Source organism: Streptomyces sp. NPDC051578 (assembly GCF_044454045.1).
Lineage (GTDB): Bacteria > Actinomycetota > Actinomycetes > Streptomycetales > Streptomycetaceae > Streptomyces.
Genome location: NZ_JBITDH010000001.1, coordinates 740568 through 763199, shown reverse-complemented (window position 1 = coordinate 763199; position 22632 = coordinate 740568). Strand labels below are relative to the sequence as shown.

Annotated in this window: 18 protein-coding genes; 16 read left to right on the top strand and 2 right to left on the bottom strand. The window is 70.3% G+C overall.

The window, feature by feature from the left end:
• Positions 1–9: 9 nt before the first annotated feature.
• The 3 genes from ACIA6C_RS03440 (at position 10) to clpX (ending at position 2789) form a co-directional block, all read left to right on the top strand.
• Positions 10–627 carry an ATP-dependent Clp protease proteolytic subunit gene (locus ACIA6C_RS03440; protein WP_361136913.1) on the top strand — a complete coding sequence of 206 codons (618 nt, stop codon included), beginning with the start codon at positions 10–12 and terminating at the stop codon, positions 625–627.
• 47 nt (positions 628–674) lie between these two features.
• A complete protein-coding gene (locus ACIA6C_RS03435; RefSeq protein ID WP_308433546.1) occupies positions 675–1349 on the top strand; it encodes an ATP-dependent Clp protease proteolytic subunit in 675 nt (224 codons plus the stop codon).
• A gap of 153 nt (positions 1350–1502) precedes the next feature.
• Positions 1503–2789: an ATP-dependent Clp protease ATP-binding subunit ClpX gene (gene clpX, locus ACIA6C_RS03430; RefSeq protein ID WP_008738998.1), complete on the top strand. Its 1287-nt coding sequence runs from the start codon at positions 1503–1505 to the stop codon at positions 2787–2789.
• Positions 2790–2853: 64 nt separating this feature from the next.
• On the opposite strand, the gene ACIA6C_RS03425 is transcribed toward clpX, so the two are convergent.
• Positions 2854–3801: a hypothetical protein gene (locus ACIA6C_RS03425; RefSeq protein WP_399272588.1), complete on the bottom strand. Its 948-nt coding sequence runs from the start codon at positions 3799–3801 to the stop codon at positions 2854–2856.
• A gap of 248 nt (positions 3802–4049) precedes the next feature.
• Here ACIA6C_RS03425 and ACIA6C_RS03420 point away from each other — a divergent pair, with 248 nt between their 5' ends.
• Together ACIA6C_RS03420 and ACIA6C_RS03415 are read left to right on the top strand one after the other, a co-directional pair.
• Positions 4050–6671 carry a valine--tRNA ligase gene (locus ACIA6C_RS03420; RefSeq protein WP_399272586.1) on the top strand — a complete coding sequence of 874 codons (2622 nt, stop codon included), beginning with the start codon at positions 4050–4052 and terminating at the stop codon, positions 6669–6671.
• Positions 6672–6836: 165 nt separating this feature from the next.
• Positions 6837–7985, top strand: coding sequence for a histidine kinase (locus tag ACIA6C_RS03415; protein WP_366080997.1), 1149 nt, complete (start codon positions 6837–6839; stop codon positions 7983–7985).
• A gap of 10 nt (positions 7986–7995) precedes the next feature.
• Here ACIA6C_RS03415 and ACIA6C_RS03410 read toward each other — a convergent pair whose 3' ends face one another.
• On the bottom strand, positions 7996–9057 hold the full coding sequence (locus tag ACIA6C_RS03410) for a rod shape-determining protein (RefSeq protein WP_399272584.1): 1062 nt from the start codon (positions 9055–9057) through the stop codon (positions 7996–7998).
• Between the two features lie 117 nt (positions 9058–9174).
• Here ACIA6C_RS03410 and ACIA6C_RS03405 point away from each other — a divergent pair, with 117 nt between their 5' ends.
• From ACIA6C_RS03405 to ACIA6C_RS03355, 11 genes are all read left to right on the top strand, one after another.
• Positions 9175–10713, top strand: coding sequence for a bifunctional folylpolyglutamate synthase/dihydrofolate synthase (locus ACIA6C_RS03405; RefSeq protein WP_399272582.1), 1539 nt, complete (start codon positions 9175–9177; stop codon positions 10711–10713).
• A gap of 3 nt (positions 10714–10716) precedes the next feature.
• Complete coding sequence (locus ACIA6C_RS03400; protein ID WP_190182461.1) at positions 10717–11067, top strand: DUF4233 domain-containing protein; 351 nt, start codon at positions 10717–10719, stop codon at positions 11065–11067.
• A 62-nt stretch (positions 11068–11129) separates the two neighbouring features.
• Entirely contained in the window at positions 11130–11540 is a 411-nt protein-coding gene (gene ndk / locus ACIA6C_RS03395) for a nucleoside-diphosphate kinase (RefSeq protein WP_361136923.1), read from the top strand.
• Between the two features lie 342 nt (positions 11541–11882).
• Positions 11883–12902 (top strand): rod shape-determining protein, encoded by a 1020-nt coding sequence (locus ACIA6C_RS03390; RefSeq protein WP_008738981.1) that lies wholly within the window; start codon positions 11883–11885, stop codon positions 12900–12902.
• Positions 12903–13069: 167 nt separating this feature from the next.
• Complete coding sequence (gene mreC / locus ACIA6C_RS03385; RefSeq protein ID WP_361136925.1) at positions 13070–14014, top strand: rod shape-determining protein MreC; 945 nt, start codon at positions 13070–13072, stop codon at positions 14012–14014.
• A 13-nt stretch (positions 14015–14027) separates the two neighbouring features.
• A complete protein-coding gene (gene mreD / locus ACIA6C_RS03380) occupies positions 14028–14723 on the top strand; it encodes a rod shape-determining protein MreD (RefSeq protein ID WP_366080999.1) in 696 nt (231 codons plus the stop codon).
• 13 nt (positions 14724–14736) lie between these two features.
• Positions 14737–16911 carry a penicillin-binding protein 2 gene (gene mrdA, locus ACIA6C_RS03375; RefSeq protein ID WP_366081000.1) on the top strand — a complete coding sequence of 725 codons (2175 nt, stop codon included), beginning with the start codon at positions 14737–14739 and terminating at the stop codon, positions 16909–16911.
• 6 nt (positions 16912–16917) lie between these two features.
• Positions 16918–18120, top strand: a complete 1203-nt coding sequence (gene rodA, locus ACIA6C_RS03370) for a rod shape-determining protein RodA (RefSeq protein WP_366081001.1) — start codon at positions 16918–16920, stop codon at positions 18118–18120.
• A 69-nt stretch (positions 18121–18189) separates the two neighbouring features.
• The gene (locus ACIA6C_RS03365) at positions 18190–19710 is read left to right on the top strand and encodes a CHAD domain-containing protein (RefSeq protein ID WP_399272578.1); all 1521 of its coding nucleotides are present in this window, start codon (positions 18190–18192) and stop codon (positions 19708–19710) included.
• Between the two features lie 85 nt (positions 19711–19795).
• Entirely contained in the window at positions 19796–21721 is a 1926-nt protein-coding gene (locus ACIA6C_RS03360; protein ID WP_361136934.1) for a TIGR03960 family B12-binding radical SAM protein, read from the top strand.
• A 208-nt stretch (positions 21722–21929) separates the two neighbouring features.
• The gene (locus tag ACIA6C_RS03355) at positions 21930–22613 is read left to right on the top strand and encodes a hypothetical protein (RefSeq protein ID WP_399272576.1); all 684 of its coding nucleotides are present in this window, start codon (positions 21930–21932) and stop codon (positions 22611–22613) included.
• Positions 22614–22632 lie beyond the last annotated feature (19 nt).

The window sequence follows — 22632 nt, the reverse complement described above, 5'->3', positions numbered from 1 at the left end:
GGTGGATACGTGACGAATCTGAAGCCTTACGCCGCGGGTGAGCCGTCCATCGGTGGTGGCCTCGGCGACCATGTCTACAACCGGCTGCTCGGCGAGCGCATCATCTTCCTCGGCCAGCAGGTCGACGACGAGATCGCGAACAAGATCACGGCGCAGCTCCTCCTCCTGGCCGCGGAGCCGGAGAAGGACATCTTCCTGTACATCAACAGCCCCGGCGGCTCGGTGACGGCCGGCATGGCGGTCTACGACACCATGCAGTACATCCCGAACGACGTCGTCACCATCGGTATGGGCATGGCGGCCTCCATGGGCCAGTTCCTGCTCACCGGTGGTACGGCCGGCAAGCGCTTCGCACTCCCGAACACCGACATCCTGATGCACCAGGGCTCCGCCGGCATCGGCGGCACCGCTTCTGACATCAAGATCCAGGCCCAGTACCTGCTGCGCACCAAGCAGCGGATGGCCGAGATCACCGCTCACCACTCCGGCCAGACCGTGGAGGCCATCATCCGCGACGGCGACCGCGACCGCTGGTTCACGGCGGAGGAGGCCAAGGAGTACGGCCTCATCGACGAGATCATCTCCGCCGCGTCCCTGGTCCCCGGCGGTGGCGGCACCGGGGCCTGATCCCGGCACCGCACCAGGCAAGCCTCAGCCCGCAGAACGCCACCAGGATGGTGAACACCCAGATGCACATGAACAACCTTTCTCCCGCGAGCGGCCTCTACACCGGCGCTCAGGTGGACAACCGGTACGTGATCCCGCGCTTCGTCGAGCGCACCTCGCAGGGTGTGCGCGAGTACGACCCGTACGCGAAGCTCTTCGAGGAGCGCATCATCTTCCTCGGCGTGCAGATTGACGACGCGTCCGCCAACGACGTCATGGCGCAGCTGCTGTGCCTGGAGTCGATGGACCCGGACCGCGACATCTCCATCTACATCAACAGCCCCGGCGGCTCCTTCACCGCGCTGACGGCGATCTACGACACGATGCAGTTCGTGAAGCCCGACATCTCGACGGTCTGCATGGGCCAGGCGGCCTCCGCCGCCGCCGTGCTGCTCGCCGCCGGTACCCCCGGCAAGCGTCTGGCCCTGCCGAACGCCCGTGTCCTGATCCACCAGCCGTCGGGCGGCACCGGCCGCGAGCAGCTCTCCGACCTGGAGATCGCGGCCAACGAGATCCTGCGCATGCGCGACCAGCTGGAGACCATGCTGGCCAAGCACTCGACCACGCCGATCGAGAAGATCCGCGACGACATCGAGCGCGACAAGATCCTCACTGCCGAGGACGCACTGGCGTACGGCCTGATCGACCAGGTCGTCTCCACCCGCAAGAGCACCGCGGTCTGATCCTTGCCGCCAGTTGGCGTGGCCACGCCGTCGCATTCGGCGATGTGAACCACGTCAAGGGGGCCCCGTTCGGGGCCCCCGGCAAGGTACCGTCGGATATGAGGCACCAGGAGCGCTGAACCAGGCGTCTCCCAGGCGAAGGGGAAGCACCTCGTGGCACGCATCGGTGACGGCGGCGATCTGCTCAAGTGCTCGTTCTGCGGAAAGAGCCAGAAGCAGGTGAAGAAGCTCATCGCAGGACCCGGTGTCTACATCTGCGACGAGTGCATCGACCTCTGCAACGAGATCATCGAAGAGGAACTCGCGGAGACTTCCGAGGTCCGGTGGGAGGAACTCCCCAAGCCGCGCGAGATCTACGAGTTCCTGGAGAGCTACGTCGTCGGCCAGGAGCCGGCGAAGAAGGCGCTCTCCGTAGCGGTCTACAACCACTACAAGCGGGTCCAGGCCGGCGAGAACGGCGGCGCGCAGGGCCGGGACGACGCGATCGAACTCGCGAAGTCCAACATCCTGCTGCTCGGCCCCACCGGCTCCGGCAAGACCCTGCTGGCCCAGACGCTGGCCCGCATGCTCAACGTCCCGTTCGCCATCGCCGACGCGACGGCGCTGACGGAAGCCGGTTATGTCGGCGAGGACGTCGAGAACATCCTGCTCAAGCTGATCCAGGCGGCCGACTACGACGTCAAGAAGGCCGAGACCGGGATCATCTACATCGACGAGATCGACAAGGTCGCCCGCAAGAGCGAGAACCCGTCGATCACGCGTGATGTGAGCGGCGAGGGCGTCCAGCAGGCGCTCCTCAAGATCCTGGAGGGCACGACGGCCTCGGTTCCCCCGCAGGGCGGCCGCAAGCACCCGCACCAGGAGTTCATCCAGATCGACACGACGAACGTGCTCTTCATCGTGGGCGGCGCCTTCGCCGGCCTGGAGAAGATCATCGAGTCGCGTGCGGGCGCCAAGGGCATCGGCTTCGCGGCGACCATCCGCTCGAAGCGGGAGATCGAGGCGAGCAACCAGTTCCAGGAGGTCATGCCGGAGGACCTGGTGAAGTTCGGGATGATCCCCGAGTTCATCGGCCGCCTTCCCGTGATCACCTCGGTCCACAACCTGGACCGCGAGGCGCTGCTCCAGATCCTCATCGAGCCGCGCAACGCGCTGGTGAAGCAGTACCAGCGGCTGTTCGAACTCGACGGCGTCGAGCTGGACTTCGAGCGCGAGGCGCTCGAAGCCATCGCCGACCAGGCGATCCTGCGCCAGACGGGCGCGCGCGGTCTGCGCGCCATCATGGAAGAGGTCCTGATGTCGGTGATGTACGAGGTCCCGTCCCGCAAGGACGTGGCCCGCGTGGTCATCACCGCCGATGTGGTCCGCTCCAACGTCAACCCGACGCTGGTCCCGCGCATCGTCCCGAAGGACCAGGGCCCGCAGGAGAAGTCGGCCTAGCCGCAACGGACATACGCCAAGGGGCGCCCCGGAGAACCGGGGCGCCCCTTCGCGTCTGCGCCGGTCAGGCCTTGACGCGGGCGGTGTTGTAGAGCTTGGCGGCCAGCTTGGAGACGTCCTCCAGGCTGCCTTGGCTGCCGCCGGTCAGGATCGTGCTCTGGTCCACGTGGTTCACCGAGACCAGGGTGGAGTGGTCGCTCCATGCGCAGGTGGGGACCACGAGTGCGCTGGGCTCCCCGGGCTTGGTGGGCTTCGTCGTGGTCATCTTGATCTCGACGCACTTCATGACCGCCCCCTTGAACCCGGCCGGCGTGAACGCCTTGGGGGAGCCGACCTTTTCGTACTTCAGGCCGAGCTTGTCGGTCTCCGGGTTGGGCGCGCCGATCGTGCCGAAGTAGGCGTCGAGAGCCCGCTCCGGATCGTCTATCTGGCCCCAGAAGCCGCTCGCGGTCATCTGCTTGGCCTTGCCCTTGACGCCGTCGAGGTACTGCTGGGCCGCCTGGTGCGCGTCTTTGATGCCGATGGCCTCTGTCTTGGTCTTCTGTTCGGCCGTCAGCGGGGCGTCGCCGTTCGCGGTGCCGACCGCGTCCTTGTTCTTCGTGTACGCGTCGACCGAGTCCGGGAAGGCCAGCTTGTAGCCCTTCGTGTCCGCCGCCACCGCGCCCGAGGAGCCGGCGCCCTTCGTGAAGTACCAGCCGGCGCCCGCGAGCACGCCGAGGACGACCAGCACCGCGATCACCGCGCCCGCCTTCGACTTCTTCGGGGGCTGCTGCGGGGGCATGCCGCCGTACGGGGGCTGCGGGGGCATGCCCGGCTGCGGGTAGCCGTACGGCTGCTGCGGGGGCTGCTGGGGGTAACCCGGCTGCTGCGGGTAGCCCGGCTGCGGGGGCTGCTGCGGGTAGCCGTAGCCGGGCTGCCCGTACGGGCCCGGCTGCTGCTGCGGCGGCGGGCCGCCGTACGGTCCCGGCTGCTGCGGCTGCTGCCCGTACGGCCCCGGCTGGTTGTAACTCATGACCCGCGTCCCCCTTTAGGAACTTCTTATGTTGGTCATATCTTGGCCGAGGTTCCCGCGGGTCCCGGCTCCGGGGCCCCAGGCGTTACGGAACTACGACGCCCAGCGGTGTGCCGAAGGGGCCGCCGCCGGCTGCCCGGTGATCACGTCCATGCGCCCGGTCACACCGATCCGTCATGCCCCGGTCAGGCGGGCCGGAGGGCGGAACGGATTCGTAACCGGGGTGGGGCCGCCCTTATCCTGTGCCCGTGACCGAGAACACGCAGACACCCAGTAGCCCCGACTCCGAACTGCCGACCCAGTACGCGCCGGCCGAGGTAGAGGGGAAGCTCTACGAGCGCTGGGTAGAGCGTGGGTACTTCGACGCCGACGCCAAGAGCGAAAAGCCTCCGTACACGATCGTCATCCCGCCGCCCAACGTCACCGGCAGCCTGCACCTGGGCCACGCCTTCGAGCACACGCTGATCGACGCCCTCACCCGCCGCAAGCGCATGCAGGGCTACGAGACGCTGTGGCAGCCCGGCATGGACCACGCCGGCATCGCCACCCAGAACGTCGTCGAGCGCGAGCTCGCCAAGGAGGGCAAGTCCCGCCACGACCTCGGCCGGGAGGCGTTCGTCGAGCGCGTCTGGCAGTGGAAGGGCGAGTCCGGCGGCCAGATCTCGGGCCAGATGCGCCGTCTCGGTGATGGCGTCGACTGGTCCCGCGAGCGGTTCACGATGGACGAGGGCCTGTCCGAGGCCGTCCAGACGATCTTCAAGAAGCTCTACGACGACGAGCTGATCTACCGGGCCGAGCGCATCATCAACTGGTGCCCCCGGTGCCTGACCGCGATCTCGGACATCGAGGTCGAGTACCAGGACGACGACGGCGAGCTCGTCTCCATCCGCTACGGCGACGGCGACGCGTCCATCGTCGTCGCGACGACCCGCGCCGAGACGATGCTCGGCGACACCGCGGTCGCCGTCCACCCGGACGACGAGCGCTACGCGCACCTCGTCGGCACCGAGATCGAACTGCCGCTCACCGGCCGCCGGATCCCGGTCGTCGCCGACGAGCACGTCGACCCGGAGTTCGGCACCGGCGCCGTCAAGGTGACCCCCGCGCACGACCCGAACGACTTCGAGATCGGCCAGCGCCACGGTCTGCCGAACCTCGCCGTCATGGACGAGCACGCCGTCATCACCGTCCACGGCCCCTTCCAGGGCCTGGACCGCCTGGAGGCCCGCTCCGCCATCGTCGCCGCGCTCCGCGCCGACGGGCGGATCGTCGCCGAGAAGCGTCCGTACAGCCACTCCGTCGGCCACTGCTCGCGCTGCAAGACCACCATCGAGCCGCGCCTTTCGATGCAGTGGTGGGTCAAGGTCGGCCCGCTCGCCCAGGCCGCCGGTGACGCGGTCCGCGACGGCAAGGTCAAGATCCACCCGCAGGAGATGGAGAAGCGCTACTTCGACTGGGTCGACAACCTCCACGACTGGTGCATCTCGCGCCAGCTGTGGTGGGGACACCGGATCCCGGTCTGGTACGGCCCGGCGGGCGAGGTCGTCTGCGTCGGTCCCGACGAGCAGCCGCCCGCCGGCGAAGGCTGGACCCAGGACACCGACGTCCTCGACACCTGGTTCTCCTCCGGCCTGTGGCCCTTCTCGACCCTCGGCTGGCCGCGCCAGACCGAGAGCCTGGCGAAGTTCTACCCGAACTCCGTGCTGGTCACCGGCTACGACATCCTCTTCTTCTGGGTCGCCCGGATGATGATGTTCGGCCTGTACGCGATGGACGGCACCCCGCCGTTCCACACCATCGCGCTGCACGGCATGGTCCGCGACCAGTTCGGCAAGAAGATGTCGAAGTCCTTCGGCAACGCCGTCAACCCGCTGGACTGGATGGACAAGTACGGCTCCGACGCCGTCCGCTTCACCCTGGCGCGCGGCGCCAACCCGGGTGTCGACGTCCCGATCGGCGAGGACTGGGTCCAGGCGTCCCGGAACTTCGCCAACAAGATCTGGAACGCCACGCGCTTCGCGCTGATGAACGGCGCCACCATCGACGGCGAGCTCCCGGCCCCCGAGGAGATGTCCGCGACGGACCGCTGGATCCTGTCCCGGCTGAACAAGACGGTCGCGCAGGTCGACGCCTTCTACGAGGACTACCAGTTCTCGAAGCTCAGCGAGGCGCTCTACCACTTCGCGTGGGACGAGGTCTTCGACTGGTACGTCGAGCTGTCGAAGACGACGTTCTTCGCGGGCGGCGAGGGCGCCAGGGTCTCCGGACGCGTCCTCGGCGAGGTCCTCGACGTCACGCTGCGCCTGCTGCACCCGGTGGTCCCCTTCGTCACCGAGACGCTGTGGACCACCCTGACCGGCCGCGAGTCCCTCGTCATCGCCGAGTGGCCCTCGGACAGCGGTTTCCGCGACGAGGCCGCCGAGGCCGAGATCGAGAACCTCCAGGCCGTGGTCACCGAGGTCCGCCGTTTCCGCGCCGACCAGGGGCTCCAGCCGGGCCAGAAGGTCCCGGCGCGCCTGGACCTCGCCGGTACCGCGCTGGCCGCGCACGAGGGCGCCATCCGCCAGATGTTGCGCCTCCAGCCGGAGGGCGACGACTTCAACGCCACCGCGACGCTCCCGGTCGCCGGCGCCAAGGTCGCGCTCGACCTGTCGGGCACCATCGACGTCGCCGCCGAGCGCAAGCGCCTCACCAAGGACCTCGGCGCGGCCGAGAAGGAGAAGCAGCAGGCGCAGGCGAAGCTCGGGAACGAGGCCTTCCTGGCCAAGGCCCCCGACAACGTCGTGGACAAGATCAAGGGCCGGCTCGCCAAGGCCGAGGCGGACATCGCCCGGATCCAGGCCCAGCTGGACGGGCTCCCGCAGGCGTAGCGGCCGCTCCCGGGCCCTGTCCGGGGCGACGCCCGAAGGCGCCCACACCGTCGGCCGGTGTGGGCGCCTTCGCCGTGTCCCACCCCCGGTCGGAGTGCCGGATATCACCCCTGGGCCCCGCAGCCCGGGTCCGATCGCCGCCGCCGACCGCGCATGATGGAGGGCATGCACGTCAAGCCCGTCGCCTCGGCGCTCCACCGGGTCGTGGCCGCCGGCCGCCGGGTCGCCGCGGGCTGGGCCGGGTCACCGCGTGCGCTGGACGTCCTGACGGCGCTGAGCTGCCTCGCCCTGATGGCGCTGGACCTTCCGGGGCTCGCCGCCGCCGACAACTCCCTGAACGGTCCCGCGGCCGCCGTCGTCCTCACCGCGGGCTGTGCGAGCCTGCTGGTACGCAGGCGGCTGCCCTGGGCCGCGTACCTGACCTCGCTGCTGTTCATCGGCTGGCTGCACGAGCTGACGCTGATCCAGTTCGCCCTGTACTCCGTCGGCCGCTACCGGGGCCGCCGGGCCGGGGTCCTCGCCACCGCCGGGTACGTGGCCTTCGCGCTCGCGGTGTTCAGCCTGCCGGGCTGGCCCGAGCCGAGGGCGCAGACCCTCAGTGCCTTCCTCAGCCTGGTCGTGCCGATCGGGGTGCTCGCCTCCGCGGTCGGCATCGCCGCCTACCGGCACGACCTCGTACGGGAACTCGACACCCGCCGCGCCGAGTCCGCGGTCCTCCAGGCCGTCCAGGACGAGCGGAACTCCGTCGCCCGGGACGTCCACGACTTCGTCGGGCGGGAGCTGACCCTGCTGACGGTGCGTTCGGAGGTGCTGTCGATGCGGGCCCGCGAGAGCGCCTACGCGAAGGACTTCGAGGAGCTCGCCGACACGGCGCGCCGCGCGCACCTGGTGCTCAACGACATCATCGTGCAGCGCGGGGAGCGGGCGGCGACCCCGGGCGTGGACGGGCTCGAAGGGCTCGCGCGGGAGAGCGGGCGGGCGGGTTCGCCCGTACGGCTGGTGATGGACCCTCAGGCGCGGGAGCTGTCGCCGCTGCGCCAGGCGGCCGTCTACCGGGTGGTGCAGGAGTGCCTGACCAACGCCGCCAAGCACGCCCGGGGCGAGACCATCGAGGTGTCGGTGACCGCCGACGCCAGGAGCCTGCGCATCCGCGTCTCCAACGCCCTCGCCGACCGGAACCCGGCCCGCGCCCCCGTCTCGGCCGGCTCCGGTACGGCGAGCATGGCCGAGCGCGTCCACAGCCTGGGCGGAACCCTGACGGCGGCCCGTACCGAGGACGCGTACGTCGTCGAAGCGACCCTGCCGCGCGGCTGAGCGACGCGCCTTACGCCTTGGCCGGTTCCAACAGGCCGGCCAGGGTGTCCATGTCCTCCACGCAGCGGCCGGAGCCGAGCGCCACGCAGTCCAGCGGCGCGTCCGCCACGAACACCGGGATGCCGGTAGCGGAGGCGATGCGCAGGTCCAGGCCCGGCAGGAGGGCCCCGCCGCCCGTCAGGACGATGCCGCGCTCCATCACGTCACCGGACAGCTCCGGCGGACACTCCTCCAGGGTGGTGCGCACGGCGGCGATGATCGCCTCGACCGGCTCGTCGAGAGCGGCCCGCACGTCGAGCGCCGTCAGCTCCAGCGTCCTCGGCATGCCGCCGACCTTCTCGCGCCCCCGCACGGTGTACGTGCGGCTCTCCAGCTCGGGCCGCTCCGGGACCGGCCACGCCGAGCCGATGGCGACCTTGACGTCCTCGGCGGTGCGCTCGCCGATGAGCAGCGCGTGTTCCTTGCGCACGTGGTCGGTGATCGCGGCGTCCATCCGGTCGCCGCCGACGCGCAGCGACTGCGAGGTGACGATGCCGCCCAGCGAGATGACGGCCACCTCCGAGGTGCCGCCGCCGATGTCGACCACCATCGAGCCCCGCGGCTCCGACACCGGCAGCCCCGCGCCGATCGCCGCCGCCATCGGCTCCTCGATCAGGTGGACGGACCTGGCACCGGCGCGGGTGGAGGCGTGGATGATGGCCCGCCGTTCGACGGGGGTCACCCCCGACGGCACGCAGATCACCATCCGGGTGCGCGGCCGGCGGCCGGGGACCGCTTTGCGCACGAAGTGCCGGATCATCTCCTCGGCGGCCTCGTAGTCGCAGATCACCCCGTCCCTCAGCGGGCGGATCGCGGTGATCGAACCCGGTGTGCGGCCGATGGTCTCCTTGGCTTCCGTCCCCACCGCCAGAGCCGTCGTCGTACCGGCCTTGACCGCCACCACGGACGGCTCATTGAGGACGATCCCGTGCCCCCGGGCGTAGACGAGGGTGTTCGCGGTCCCCAGGTCGATCCCTATGTCACGGCTGGAAGCCGTCTTTCCCCTGCTGGCGTCCGTGCTGGCCTGCGGCATTCGTTCCCCTATCTGCTGCCGCAAGGCTTGCATAACGAAACGGTCGCGACGGCAGCCGAAGGTCCCGAAACGGCCGGGCCGAAGGTCCCCCGGGTCCTCGTCCGTAGACTGGTCCCCGTGAGTGAGCAGCAGCCCGACAGCCACGGCCCCGACGACCTCGGCCGACCCTTCGAAGCGATCGAGGAGTTCGACCGGATCGTCGCGGAAGAGTCCGACCGCGACCCCGACCTGGCGGTGATCGAGGCCGGGAGCCGCACCCTGCGCGCACACGGCGGAGCGCCGCAGGGCGAGCAGGTGCCCGCCGCCCCTGCCGACCCGGAGGTGGCGAAGGCCCTCCAGGAGGTGGAGCAGGAGCTGTCGACCCGCTGGGGCGAGACCAAGCTGGAGCCGTCCGTCTCGCGGATCGCCGCGCTGATGGACGTCCTGGGCGAGCCGCAGCGCGCGTACCCCTCCATCCACATCACCGGCACCAACGGCAAGACCAGCACGGCCCGCATGATCGAGGCCCTGTTGAACGCCTTCGACCTGCGCACCGGGCGTTACACCAGCCCGCACGTGCAGTCGATCATGGAGCGGATCAGCCTGGACGGGGCGCCGATCAGCGCCGAGCGGTTCGTCGAGACCTACCACGACATCAAGCCCTACGTGGAGATGGTCGACGCCGCCGAGGAGTACCGGCTGTCGTTCTTCGAGGTGCTCACCGGGATGGCGTACGCGGCCTTCGCGGACGCGCCCGTCGACGCGGCGGTGGTCGAGGTCGGCATGGGCGGCTCGTGGGACGCGACCAACGTGATCGACGGCGCGGTCGCGGTGATCACCCCGATCAGCCTGGACCACACGGACCGGCTCGGATCCACTCCGGCCGAGATCGCGCAGGAGAAGGGCGGCGTCATCAAGCAGGGCGCGACCGTCATCCTGGCGCAGCAGCCGGTGGACGCGGCGCAGGTGCTGCTCAAGAAGGCCGTCGAGGCGGATGCGACCGTCGCCCGCGAGGGCATGGAGTTCGGCGTCGTCTCCCGCGAGGTGGCGGTCGGCGGCCAGATGCTGACCCTGCGCGGCGTGGGCGGCGAGTACGACGGCATCTTCCTGCCCCTGTACGGCGCCCACATGGCGCACAACGCGGCGGTGGCCCTGGCCGCGGTCGAGGCGTTCTTCGGCGTCGGCGGCGAGCACGCCCGGGAGCTCGACGCGGACACCGTCCGCCGGGCCTTCGCCTCCGTGACCTCGCCGGGCCGCATGGAGGTCGTCCGGCGCAGCCCCACCGTGGTGCTGGACGCCGCGCACAACCCGGCGGGCGCGCAGGTCACCGCGGAGGCCGTCACCGAGGCCTTCGGGTTCAGCCGGCTGATCGGCGTGGTGGGCGCGAGCGACGACAAGGACGTGAAGGGGGTCTTCGAGGCCTTCGAGCCGATCTTCGCGGAGGTCGTCGTCACCCAGAACTCCAGCCACCGGGCGATGCCGGCCGACGAGCTGGCGGCCATCGCGGTCGAGGTCTTCGGGCCCGACCGGGTGCAGGTGGAGCCCCGGCTGGACGACGCGCTGGAGGCGGCCGTCACCCTGGCGGAGGAAGAGGCCGAATACGGTGGGGCCGGGGTCCTGGTGACCGGGTCCGTGATCACGGTGGGCGAGGCCCGCCTGCTGCTGAAGAGGGGCTGAGGAATGCGCACGCTGTGTGCTTCGACGCTGATCGGCGAGTTCTTCGTGATCGGGTTCGCGGGTCTGGTGGCCATGAAGGACCCGGACCTGACCCAGGCGGCCGTGTGGACGGTGTGCGGCATCGCGATGCTGCTGTCCGTGCTCCTGTGCGGGATGCTGTCGCGCCCCGGCGCGGTGCAGCTCGGCTGGGCCCTGCAGATCGGGCTCGTCCTCAGCGGGTTCGTCGTCCCGACGATGTTCTTCCTGGGAGCGGTCTTCGCCGGCCTGTGGTGGTGCTCGGTGCACTACGGCCGCAAGGTCGACGCCGCCAAGGCCCGCTGGGCGGCGCAGAGCGAGGCGCAGGCCGAGGCGTAAGGCGCCCCCGGGCCCCCTGTAGCCTCGTCGGACCGCACCCGTATGCCGCAAGGAGTTACCACATGACCCAGCGCACCCTCGTCATCCTCAAGCCCGACGCCGTCCGTCGTGGCCTGATCGGCGAGATCATCGGCCGCATCGAGCGGAAGGCCGGCTGGACCATTCCCGCGCTGGAGCTGCGCACGCTGGACCAGGAGACCCTGGAGACGCACTACGGGGAGCACAAGGGCAAGCCCTTCTACGAGCCGCTCATGGGCTTCATGGCGAGCGGTCCGGTCGTCGTCCTCGTCGTCGAAGGCGAACGTGTGATCGAGGGTGTCCGCCAGTTGGCGGGTCCCACCGACCCGATCGCCGCCGCGCCCGGCTCCATTCGGGGTGACTTCGGTTCCATCACCCGGGAGAACCTCATCCACGCCTCGGATTCCGAGGAGTCGGCGGAGCGCGAGCTCAAGCTCTTCTTCCCCGCGCTCTGAGCTGATCCGGAATCCGATCCGGAACCCGTGCCCGGGCGTCGGCGCGCCGGTCGCCCCTGACGCGAGATCAGCCAAATAGCGCTCATGACCTGGGGCGACCGAAGTAATTTCGGTCGCCCTTCGGTATGACGGGCGGCGAGCGGGAACGCATGTGCAGGACACGACGTCACCACTAAGGGGGCGGGTATCCGTTCCGGCGGGATTGCCGGAGTCCCGTCGCGCGATGTCCGTACCCGCGGCACTACGATGGGGCCTCCACCCACACACCCACCTCGCCGACCTGACAGCAGCCGCTATCAACTGGAAGGCCAGACGCTCCTCATGGGGAACAAGGGGAACAACATGTCGTTCATCGGCCGTGACATGGCGATCGACCTCGGGACCGCCAACACGCTGGTGTACGTGAGGGGCCGGGGGATCGTCCTGAACGAGCCGTCCGTGGTCGCCATCAACACGAACACCGGCGGAATCCTGGCGGTCGGTTCCGAGGCGAAGAAGATGATCGGCCGGACGCCCGGCAACATCGTCGCCGTACGACCCCTCAAGGACGGCGTGATCGCCGACTTCGAGATCACCGAGCGCATGCTCCGGTACTTCATCCTCAAGATCCACAAGCGCCGCTACCTGGCCCGCCCGCGCGTCGTGGTCTGCGTCCCCTCCGGCATCACCGGAGTGGAGCGCCGCGCCGTGATCGAGGCGTCCACCCAGGCCGGCGCCCGTCAGGTACACATCATCGAGGAGCCGATGGCCGCCGCCATCGGCTCGGGTCTGCCCGTCCACGAGGCCACCGGCAACATGGTCGTGGACATCGGTGGCGGCACCACCGAGGTCGCCGTCATCTCCCTCGGCGGAATCGTCACGGCGCAGTCCATCCGTGTGGCCGGAGACGAGCTGGACAACGCGATCATCCAGCACATCAAGAAGGAGTACTCGCTCCTCCTCGGCGAGCGCACCGCCGAGCAGATCAAGATCACCATCGGGTCGGCGTACGACCTCGACAAGGACGAGCACACCGAGATCCGGGGCCGCGACCTCGTCTCCGGCCTGCCGAAGACGGTCGTCATCTCCGCCGCCGAGGTCCGCAAGGCCATCGAGGAACCGGTCAACGCCATCGTGGACGCGGTGAAGACCACCCTCGACAAGTGCCCGCCGGAGCTCTCCGGCGACATCATGGACCGCGGCATCGTCCTCACCGGCGGCGGCGCCCTGCTGCGCGGACTCGACGAGCGGCTGCGCCGTGAGACGGGCATGCCGATCCACATCGCCGAGGACCCCCTCGACTCCGTGGCCCTCGGCTCCGGCAAGTGCGTCGAGGAGTTCGAAGCACTCCAGCAGGTCCTGGACGCCCAGCCCCGGCGTTGACGCAAATCCCCGTAACGGGGCATGTGGAACACAAGGATCCGCCGTACGGGTGCTACCGCGCCTGTACGGCGGATCGTTGATATACAGGCACAGTCCGGTGCGAACCCCGGCTCCGTCGGAGCGGCTCCGGCACCGCGAATACCTACGAGGAAGGCACGCCGCCGCACGTGAGGGACACACGAGAGAGCCGGCTGCTCCTGGTGCTTCTGATCGCCATCGCGTTCGCTTTGATCACGGTGGACATCAGGGCGGGCGAGGAGTCACCGGTCGACGGCGCCCGGCAGGCCGCCGCGGCGGTCTTCGGCCCCGTGGAGAAGGGCGTCGCGACCGCCGTGAACCCCGTCGCCCACGCCATAGGCGCCGTACGGGACTCCGACGAGCGCCACAACCGCATCAAGACGCTCGAACGCGAGAACACCGCGCTGAAGGCGAAGCTCGGCAGCGACGCCCAGACCCGCAGCCGGATCCACGAACTCGACGAGATGCTCAAGCGGGCGGGCGCCGGGCAGTACGGCATCAAGGGCGCCGAGGTCATCGGGATAGGAGCGGCCCAGGGCTTCTCCTGGACCGTCACCATCGACGCCGGCAGCAAGGACGGCATCGAACGCGACATGACCGTCCTCAACGGCGACGGCCTCGTCGGGCGCGTCGCGACCGTCGGCCCCGACACCGCCACCGTGGTCCTCGCCAACGACCCCGACTTCACCGTCGGCACCCGGCTGGAGAAGACCGGCGAACTCGGCTTCGCCACCGGCCAGGGCGACCGCGCCCTGTCGGTCCAGATGCTCAACGGCAAGGCCAAGATCGCCCCCGGCGACCGGCTCGTCACCTTCGGCTCGCGCGGCAACAAGCCCTTCGTGCCGGGCGTCCCGCTCGGCGAGGTGGTCAAGGTCGACCCCTCGCGCGGCGACCTGACCCGCACCGTGTGGGTGCGTCCCTTCGTCGGCTTCTCGCGCCTGGACATCGTCGGCGTCGTCGTGATGCCGCCGCGCGAGGACCCGCGCGACACCGTCCTGCCGCCCAAGCCGGAAGTGAAGCCCACCCCGACCGTCACCGTCACCGTGACCCCGTCGGCGTCCGCCAGTGCCCCCGCCAAGCCGGCCGACGAGTAGGAGCCGACCGACCATGCGCTTCAACCGGATCCTGCTCTCGGCCACGCTGATCGTGGTCGCCCTCGTCGTCCAGGTGACCGTCCTCGGCCGGCTGCAACTCCCCGGCGCGGTCCCCGACCTGCTGCTGCTCACCGTCGTCGCCCTCGCCCTGGTCTACGGACACCTCAGCGGCGCCTTCGTCGGCTTCGGCGCGGGTCTGCTCGCGGACTTCGCGCCGCCCGCCGACCACGCCGCCGGACGGTACGCCCTGGTGCTGTGCGTCGTCGGCTACCTGGTCGGCCTGGTCCGCCCCGACAACGGGCGGTTCCGCTCCGCGTGGGGGCCGCTGACGACCGTCGTCGCCGCCGCGATCGGCTCCACCCTGCTGTACGCGGGCGTCGGCGCCCTCGTCGGCGACACGGCCGCCCGGCACGTGGGCCTCACCGAGCTGCTGTTCACCGCCACGCTGTACGACCTGCTCCTCGCGCCCTTCACGGTGCCGCTCGTCATGGCCCTCGCCCGCCGCGCCGAGAACGACCCTCTGGCCGTCGAAGCGGGCGGCGGACCGCCCCAGGGCAAGGCCGTGTCCTCCGGCTGGCTGGCCGGGGGAACGGGGCTGCGCATCGGCAGCCAGCGCGGCGGACTGCGGCTCAGGACGGCGCGCGGCCGCGCCAACAGGGCCGGCCGCATAAAGGGTGTCAAAGGTGTGAAGAGCGTCAGGAAGCTGTGAGGGGGGAGCAGACGTGACCAACGTTCCGGAGACCGGCCGCACCCCCCGGGTGCAGATCCGGCTCGTCATCATCCAGGTGCTCGTCTTCTCGCTGCTCTTCACCCTCGGCGGACGCCTTTGGTACCTCCAGATCCGCAACGGCTCCGAGTACGCCGACGAGGCCAAGAACAACCACGTCCAGCAGGTCGTCCAGCCCGCCGTGCGCGGCTCGATCCTCGACGACCGCGGCGTGCCGCTCGCCGACAACGAGACGCGGCTGGTCGTCTCCGCCAGCCGCACCGAGCTGATGAAGATGAAGGACAAGGGCAAGGGCGTCCTCTCCCGGCTCGCCGGCGTGCTGGACATGCAGCCGCAGGCCGTCATGGACAAGGTCCGCCTCTGCGACTCCAAGACCCCCCAGCCCTGCTGGAACGGTTCCCCGTACCAGCCGATCCCCGTCACCCTGGAGGCCACCACCCAGCAGGCCCTCCAGATCCGCGAACGCCCCGAGGACTTCCCCGCCATCACCGCCGAGCCCACCGCCGTACGCCGCTACCCGGCGCCCGGCGGCGCCAACACCGGCCAGGTGCTCGGCTACCTCTCCCCGGTCACCGACGAGGAGATCCAGAAGGCCAAGAACACCAACTCGCCGTTCCTGCGTTCGGACCAGGTCGGCCGCTTCGGCCTGGAGCGCACCTACGACAAGGAGCTGCGCGGCAAGTCGGGCGTCACCCGCTACGAGGTCGACAACCTCGGCCGGGTCATCGGCGAGGCCAAGAACGACCCGGCCGTCCCCGGCGCCCACGTCGTCACCAGCATCGACGCCCGGGTCCAGGCGGTCGCCGAGTACGAGCTGAACGCCGCGATGGTCGAGGCGCGCAAGCAGATCGACCGCAACACCGGCGTCCCCTACAAGGCCGACGCCGGAGCCATCGTCGTCCTGGAATCCAAGACGGGCCGCGTCGTGGCCATGGCCTCCAACCCGACCTACGACCCGAACATCTGGGTCGGCGGGATCTCCGCCAAGGACTACGCCAAGCTCACCGCCAAGGAGTCCAACGTCCCGCTGATGAACCGGGCGATCCAGGGCCAGGCCGCCCCCGGCTCCATCTTCAAGGTCATCCCGACCACCGCCGCCGTCAACGCCGGGTACAAGTTCGACGGCAGCTACCCCTGCCCCAGCTCGTACTCCATCGGCGGCCAGGTCTTCAGGAACTTCGAGTCCCAGGGCCACGGTTCGATCACCCTCGGCAAGGCCCTCGAAGTCTCCTGCGACACCGTCTTCTACGGTCTCGCCCACCAGCAGTGGCTCAAGGACGGCGGGCTCAAGCCCGTCAAGCACCCCGGCGACATCTTCTTCAAGACCGCCCACAAGTTCGGCCTCGGCGCCGAGACCGGCGTGGACCTGCCGGGCGAGGTGACGGGCCGCGTCCCCGACCGCCAGTGGAAGCAGCGGTTCTGGGCGGCCAACAAGGACGAGTGGTGCAGGACCGGCAAGAAGGGCGGCACCTACGTCGAGCTGCTCAACTACGAGAACTGCCTCGAAGGCAACCTCCTGCGCGCCGGTGACGCCGTCAACTACTCCATCGGCCAGGGCGACACGCTCGTCACCCCCATCCAGATGGCCACCATCTACGCGGCCATCTCCAACGGCGGAACCATGTGGAACCCGACCATCGGCAAGGCGATCGTCAGCGCCGACGGCAAGCGCGTCCGGCAGATCCGGCCCAAGGCGCACGGCAGGCTGCCCATGGACGAGAAGACCCGGCAGCAGATGGTGGGGGCGCTGGAGGGCGTCGCCACCCGGGGCACCGCCGCCTGGCGCTTCGGCGGCTGGCCGCAGAAGCAGATCCCGATGCACGCCAAGACCGGTACCGCGGAGGTCTACGGCAAGCAGACGACCTCCTGGTTCGCCACCTTCACCGACGACTACACGATCGTGATGACGATCTCCCAGGGCGGCACCGGCTCCGGCGCCTCCGGGCCGGCCGTGCGCAACGTCTACAACGCCATCTACGGCCTCGACATGGAAGGCAAGCAGGACCTGGCCAAGGCCCTGCTCCCCAAGCCGCAGGCGCAGCTGCCCGCCATCCAGGCGGACGGCTCCATCGACGCCCCCGAGATCAAGCCGTACGTACCGCCGTCCCCCGAGGACGTGCCGCCGCCACTCGCGGGACCGCCCGCGCCGCCCGTCGCCAGGCAGGACTGAGGACCGATGCAGACCGCCAACAAGTTCTCCGTCTCCCGGTACGCGCCCGAGCAGCGGGGGGCGCTGGCCAGGCTCACCGCGCGCGACTCCGTGCTGCGCCGGCTCGACTGGCCGATACTCCTCTCCGCGATCGCGCTGTCCTTCATCGGCTCGCTGCTGGTGTGGTCGGCGACCCGCAACCGGACGAACCTGAACCAGGGCGACCCGTACTACTTCCTGGAGCGGCACGTCCTGAACACCGGGATCGGCCTGGTGCTGATGATCGGGACCGTGTGGCTCGGCCACCGCACCCTGAGGGGCGCGGTGCCGATCCTGTACGGGCTCTCCCTGGTGCTCGTCCTCGCCGTCCTCACCCCGCTCGGCGCGACCATCAACGGCGCGCACGCCTGGATCGTGATCGGCGGCGGGTTCTCCCTCCAGCCCTCCGAGTTCGTGAAGATCACGATCATCCTGGGCATGGCGATGCTGCTGGCGACCCGGGTGGACGCCGGTGACCTCGAACACCCCGACCACCGCACGGTCGTGAAGGCGCTGTGCCTGGCCGCCGCCCCGATGGGCATCGTCATGCTGATGCCCGACCTCGGCTCGGTCATGGTCATGGTCGTCATCGTGCTCGGTGTGCTGCTCGCCTCCGGCGCCTCCAACCGCTGGGTGCTGGGACTGATGGGCGCGGGCGCGGCCGGGGCCGTCCTGGTCTGGCAGCTCGGGATCCTGGACGAGTACCAGATCAACCGCTTCGCCGCCTTCGCCAACCCCGAACTCGACCCGGCGGGCGTCGGCTACAACACCAACCAGGCGCGGATCGCGATCGGCTCCGGCGGCCTGACCGGCTCGGGGCTCTTCAAGGGCTCCCAGACCACCGGGCAGTTCGTGCCGGAGCAGCAGACCGACTTCGTCTTCACGGTGGCGGGGGAGGAGCTCGGCTTCATCGGGGCCGGGCTGATACTGGTCCTGCTCGGCGTGGTGCTGTGGCGCGCCTGCATGATCGCCAGGGAGACCACCGAGCTGTACGGGACGATCGTCTGCGCCGGGATCATCGCCTGGTTCGCCTTCCAGGCCTTCGAGAACATCGGGATGACCCTGGGCATCATGCCGGTGGCGGGGCTGCCGCTGCCGTTCGTCTCCTACGGAGGATCGTCGATGTTCGCCGTGTGGGTGGCGGTGGGGCTCTTGCAGTCGATCAGGGTCCAGCGGCCGATATCGGCCTGATCCGGCCGATCGGCGGGCAAGCCCCCGTTTCCTTTCACGTCGTGATCCGTTCAGGGCTACGTTCGAAGCATGGCGGACACGAAACGAGAGATCGAACGTAAATTCGAGTTCACTTCGGCCGCGACGAAGAGGCTGCCGGACCTGACGGGCACGGCCGGGATCACGGCCGTGCGCCGTCAGGGCACCGCCCGCCTCGACGCCGTCTACTACGACACCCACGACCTGAGGCTCGCCGCCGACGGCCTGACCCTGCGCCGCCGCACCGGCGGCGCGGACGAGGGCTGGCACCTCAAACTCCCCGTCTCCCCGGGCGTCCGCGACGAGATCGCGGCCCCCCTCGGCGACGAGGCCGTCCCCCGCCCCCTCGCCTCCCTCCTGCGCTCGCGCACCCGCGAAGCCGAACTCGCCCCGCAGGTCCGGCTCCTCTCCAAGCGCAAGGTCACGCACCTCCTCGACGCCCACGGAACCCTGCTCGCCGAACTGAGCACCGACACCGTCACCGCCGAACGGGGCCCGGCCACCGCCGCCTGGACCGAAGTCGAGGTCGAACTCGCCGACGGCGCCGACCCCGCCCTGCTCGACGCCGTCGAGAAGACGTTCCGCACAGCCGGCCTCAAGGTCAGCGACGCCCCCTCGAAAATGGCCCGGGCGCTCGCCGAGACCGGCGCCGCCCCACCCGCGCGGCCCGCACCCGGCCCGGCCGACGGCACCGCCGGCGCGCGCGTCCTCGCGTACCTGCGTCAGCAGCGCGACGCCCTGATCACCCACGACCCCGCCGTGCGCCGCGACCTGCCCGACTCCGTCCACCAGATGCGCGTCGCCACCCGCCGGCTGCGCAGCGCCCTCGCCACCTACCGCAGCGTCCTCGACCGCACGGCCACCGACCCGCTGCGCGCCGAACTGCGCTGGCTCGCCGCCGAACTCGGCGTGGACCGCGACCAGGAAGTCCTCCGGGAACGGCTGCACACCCGGCTCGGCGAACTCGACGTCACCCTGCTCCTGGGCCCCGTCCGCGCCCGCCTGCGCATCTGGGACACCGCCCGCCGCACCGAATCCCGCCTGCGCGCCCTCGCCGCCCTCGACAGCGAGCGGTACCTGGCCCTCCTCGACTCCCTCGACGCCCTGCTGGCCGACCCGCCCCTGCGCAAGGCCGCGTCCCGCCCCGCCGCGAAGGTCCTGGCCAAGGCGGTACGGCGCGACCACGACCGGCTCGCCCGCAAGGTCGAGCGCGCCCTCGCCCGGGGCGCCGGCCACGAGCGCGACCTCGCCCTGCACGAAGCCCGCAAGGCGGCCAAACGCGCCCGCTACGCGGCGGACGCCGCCGCCCCCGCCCTCGGCAAGCCCGCCGAACGCCTGGCCAAAGCCACCAAGAAGGTGCAGACCCTGCTCGGCGACCACCAGGACAGCGTCGTCGCCCGCGAGGCCCTGCGCGGTCTCGCCGTCCAGGCCGCCGGGGCAGGGGAGTCCGCCTTCACCTGGGGCCTGCTGTACGGCCGCGAGGAAACCCTCGCCGAACGGTACGAACGACAGCTGCCGAAGCTGTGGAAGAAGACCTCCGCCCGGGGCGCCGCCTTCGCCCGCCGCCGCTGACCGCAGCGTTGATCACCGCGGCGGGGGGCGGCCGGCCCGCGCGGTACGCTAGAGAGTCGCCCCCTGCCCGCTTCACGAAAGTCGCGTGATGTCCGAGTCGGTCTTCCCACAGCTCGAAGCTCTGCTCCCGCATGTGCAGAAGCCCATCCAGTACGTCGGTGGTGAGCTCAACTCCACCGTCAAGGCATGGGACGAGTGCGACGTCCGCTGGGCGCTGATGTACCCGGACGCGTACGAGGTCGGTCTGCCCAACCAGGGCGTCATGATCCTCTACGAGGTGCTCAACGAGCGGGAGGGCGTGCTCGCCGAGCGCACCTACAGCGTGTGGCCGGATCTCGAAGAGCTGATGCGCGAGCACAAGGTCCCGCAGTTCACCGTCGACTCCCACCGCCCCGTCGGTGCCTTCGACGTCTTCGGGCTCTCCTTCTCCACCGAGCTCGGCTACACGAACATGCTGACGGCGCTGGACCTCGCGGGCATCCCGCTGGAGGCCCGCAACCGTACGGTCGACCACCCCATCGTGCTCGCCGGCGGCCACGCCGCCTTCAATCCCGAGCCGATCGCGGAGTTCATCGACTGTGCCGTCATCGGCGACGGCGAGCAGGCCGTCCTCGACATGACCGAGATCATCCGGACCTGGAAGGCCGAGGGCCGCCCGGGCGGGCGCGAGGAAGTCCTCCTGCGCCTGGCCAGGACCGGCCAGGTCTACGTCCCCGGCTTCTACGACGTCGACTACCTGCCGGACGGCCGCATCGCACGCGTCGCCCCGAACCGGTCGGGCGTCCCGTACCGGGTCTCCAAGCACACGGTCATGGACCTCGACGAGTGGCCGTACCCCAAGCAGCCGCTGGTCCCGCTCGCCGAGACCGTCCACGAGCGGATGTCCGTCGAGATCTTCCGCGGCTGCACCCGCGGCTGCCGTTTCTGCCAGGCCGGCATGATCACGCGCCCCGTGCGGGAGCGAAGCATCACCGGCATCGGCGAGATGGTCGAGAAGGGTCTCAAGGCCACCGGCTTCGAGGAGGTCGGCCTCCTGTCGCTGTCCTCCGCGGACCACACCGAGATCGCGGACATCGCCAAGGGCCTGGCCGACCGCTACTCGGACGACAAGGTGGGCCTGTCCCTCCCGTCGACCCGCGTGGACGCGTTCAACGTGGACCTGGCCAACGAGCTCACCCGCAACGGCCGCCGCTCCGGCCTGACCTTCGCCCCCGAGGGCGGCTCCGAGCGGATGCGCAAGGTCATCAACAAGATGGTCTCGGAAGAGGACCTCATCCGCACCGTCGCCACCGCGTACGGCAACGGCTGGCGCCAGGTGAAGCTGTACTTCATGTGCGGCCTGCCGACGGAGACCGACGAGGACGTCCTGCAGATCGGCGACATGGCGGTCAACGTCATCGCCAAGGGACGCGAGGTCTCCGGCCAGAACGACATCCGCTGCACCGTGTCGATCGGCGGGTTCGTGCCGAAGCCGCACACCCCCTTCCAGTGGGCCCCGCAGTTGTCGGCGGAGGAGACGGACGCCCGCCTGGCGAAGCTGCGCGACAAGATCCGCGGCGACAAGAAGTACGGCCGCTCCATCGGCTTCCGCTACCACGACGGCAAGCCCGGCATCGTGGAAGGCCTCCTCTCGCGCGGTGACCGCCGCATCGGCGACGTGATCCGCGCGGTCTACGAGTCCGGCGGCCGCTTCGACGGCTGGCGCGAGCACTTCTCCTACGACCGCTGGATGCAGGCGGCGGAGAAGACCCTGCCCGCCTACGGCGTGGACGTGGCCTGGTACACCACCCGCGAGCGCACCTACGAAGAGGTCCTCCCCTGGGACCACCTCGACTCGGGCCTCGACAAGGACTGGCTCTGGGAGGACTGGCAGGACGCCCTCGACGAGACCGAGGTCGACGACTGCCGCTGGACCCCGTGCTTCGACTGCGGCGTGTGTCCGCAGATGGACACCCAGATCCAGATCGGCCCGACGGGCAAGAAGCTGCTGCCGCTGTCGGTCGTGAAGTGATCTGAGCCCGCGCTCCGTGACGTGCCCCCTGCCGGGATCCGGCGGGGGGCACGGTCGTTCGAGGGGTGGGGAATGAGCCTCCCGCGGCAGCGGGCTCCGGAGCGACTCCGGCGAGGGGCGGCCCCGGTGCAACGGGTGGCCGGTTCCGTGCGTCCCCGACGGTATGGAACGAGAAGTGCGGCAGGGGGGCGGGTGCCTGGTGGTGCCCGTGAAGATCGTGGCGGTGCTCGTCGTACTGCCCGTACGGGTGGTGTGGGAGCTGCTGGCGGGCGCCGCGCGGGCCCTGGACCGGTACCTGCTGGGGCCCCTGTACACCTACGTGCTCGGGCCCGTGCTGCGCGGGCTCGGACGGGTGGTCTCCTTCCTGCTCGAACTGGTCTTCGTCTGGCCCTGGACGGCGCTGTGGCGGTACCTGCTCGGACCGCTCGTGCGCGCGCTGTACGCGTACCTGATCGCGCCGCTGGCATCGGCGCTGTACCGGTACCTGCTGCGGCCCCTGGGGCTCGCCGCCTGGTGGGCGGCCGACCTGCTCTGGCGGTACGTGCTCGTGCCCGTCTCCCGGTGGGCGTACCGGTACGTGCTGCGGCCGGTCGGAATGGTGCTCGCCTGGGCGTGGGGCGTGGCGGGTCGCATGCTGCGCCGGGCGGGGTGGGTGCTCATCGGGTGGCCGCTCTCGCAGGTGTACCGGTACGTGCTGACGCCGGTGGGGCACGTCGTGCGAGCGGTGTGGCGCACCGCCCGCGACGCGGTGCGCGAGGCCGGGGCCGAGGTGCGGCGGATGCTGTTCGGTACTCCGGCCGGGGAACGGGCGAGGTCACGGGCGCGTACTCTGAGTAGTACGACAGCTGCCGCCGACGCGGCGACCGCCGCCGAGTTCTCCCCGCCCCGATGAGCGGGGGTGAGCCGCGGCG

Excerpts from the sequence above, each read along its gene's own strand:
- ACIA6C_RS03390 (WP_008738981.1), top strand. The coding sequence starts at position 11,883 with ATGTCGTTCATCGGCCGTGACATGGCGATCGACCTCGGGACCGCCAAC.
- ACIA6C_RS03400 (WP_190182461.1), top strand. The coding sequence starts at position 10,717 with ATGCGCACGCTGTGTGCTTCGACGCTGATCGGCGAGTTCTTCGTGATC.
- ACIA6C_RS03410 (WP_399272584.1), bottom strand. The coding sequence starts at position 9,057 with ATGCCGCAGGCCAGCACGGACGCCAGCAGGGGAAAGACGGCTTCCAGC.
- ndk (WP_361136923.1), top strand. The coding sequence starts at position 11,130 with ATGACCCAGCGCACCCTCGTCATCCTCAAGCCCGACGCCGTCCGTCGT.
- ACIA6C_RS03365 (WP_399272578.1), top strand. The coding sequence starts at position 18,190 with ATGGCGGACACGAAACGAGAGATCGAACGTAAATTCGAGTTCACTTCG.
- ACIA6C_RS03435 (WP_308433546.1), top strand. The coding sequence starts at position 675 with ATGGTGAACACCCAGATGCACATGAACAACCTTTCTCCCGCGAGCGGC.
- mreD (WP_366080999.1), top strand. The coding sequence starts at position 14,028 with ATGCGCTTCAACCGGATCCTGCTCTCGGCCACGCTGATCGTGGTCGCC.
- ACIA6C_RS03415 (WP_366080997.1), top strand. The coding sequence starts at position 6,837 with ATGCACGTCAAGCCCGTCGCCTCGGCGCTCCACCGGGTCGTGGCCGCC.
- ACIA6C_RS03425 (WP_399272588.1), bottom strand. The coding sequence starts at position 3,801 with ATGAGTTACAACCAGCCGGGGCCGTACGGGCAGCAGCCGCAGCAGCCG.
- rodA (WP_366081001.1), top strand. The coding sequence starts at position 16,918 with ATGCAGACCGCCAACAAGTTCTCCGTCTCCCGGTACGCGCCCGAGCAG.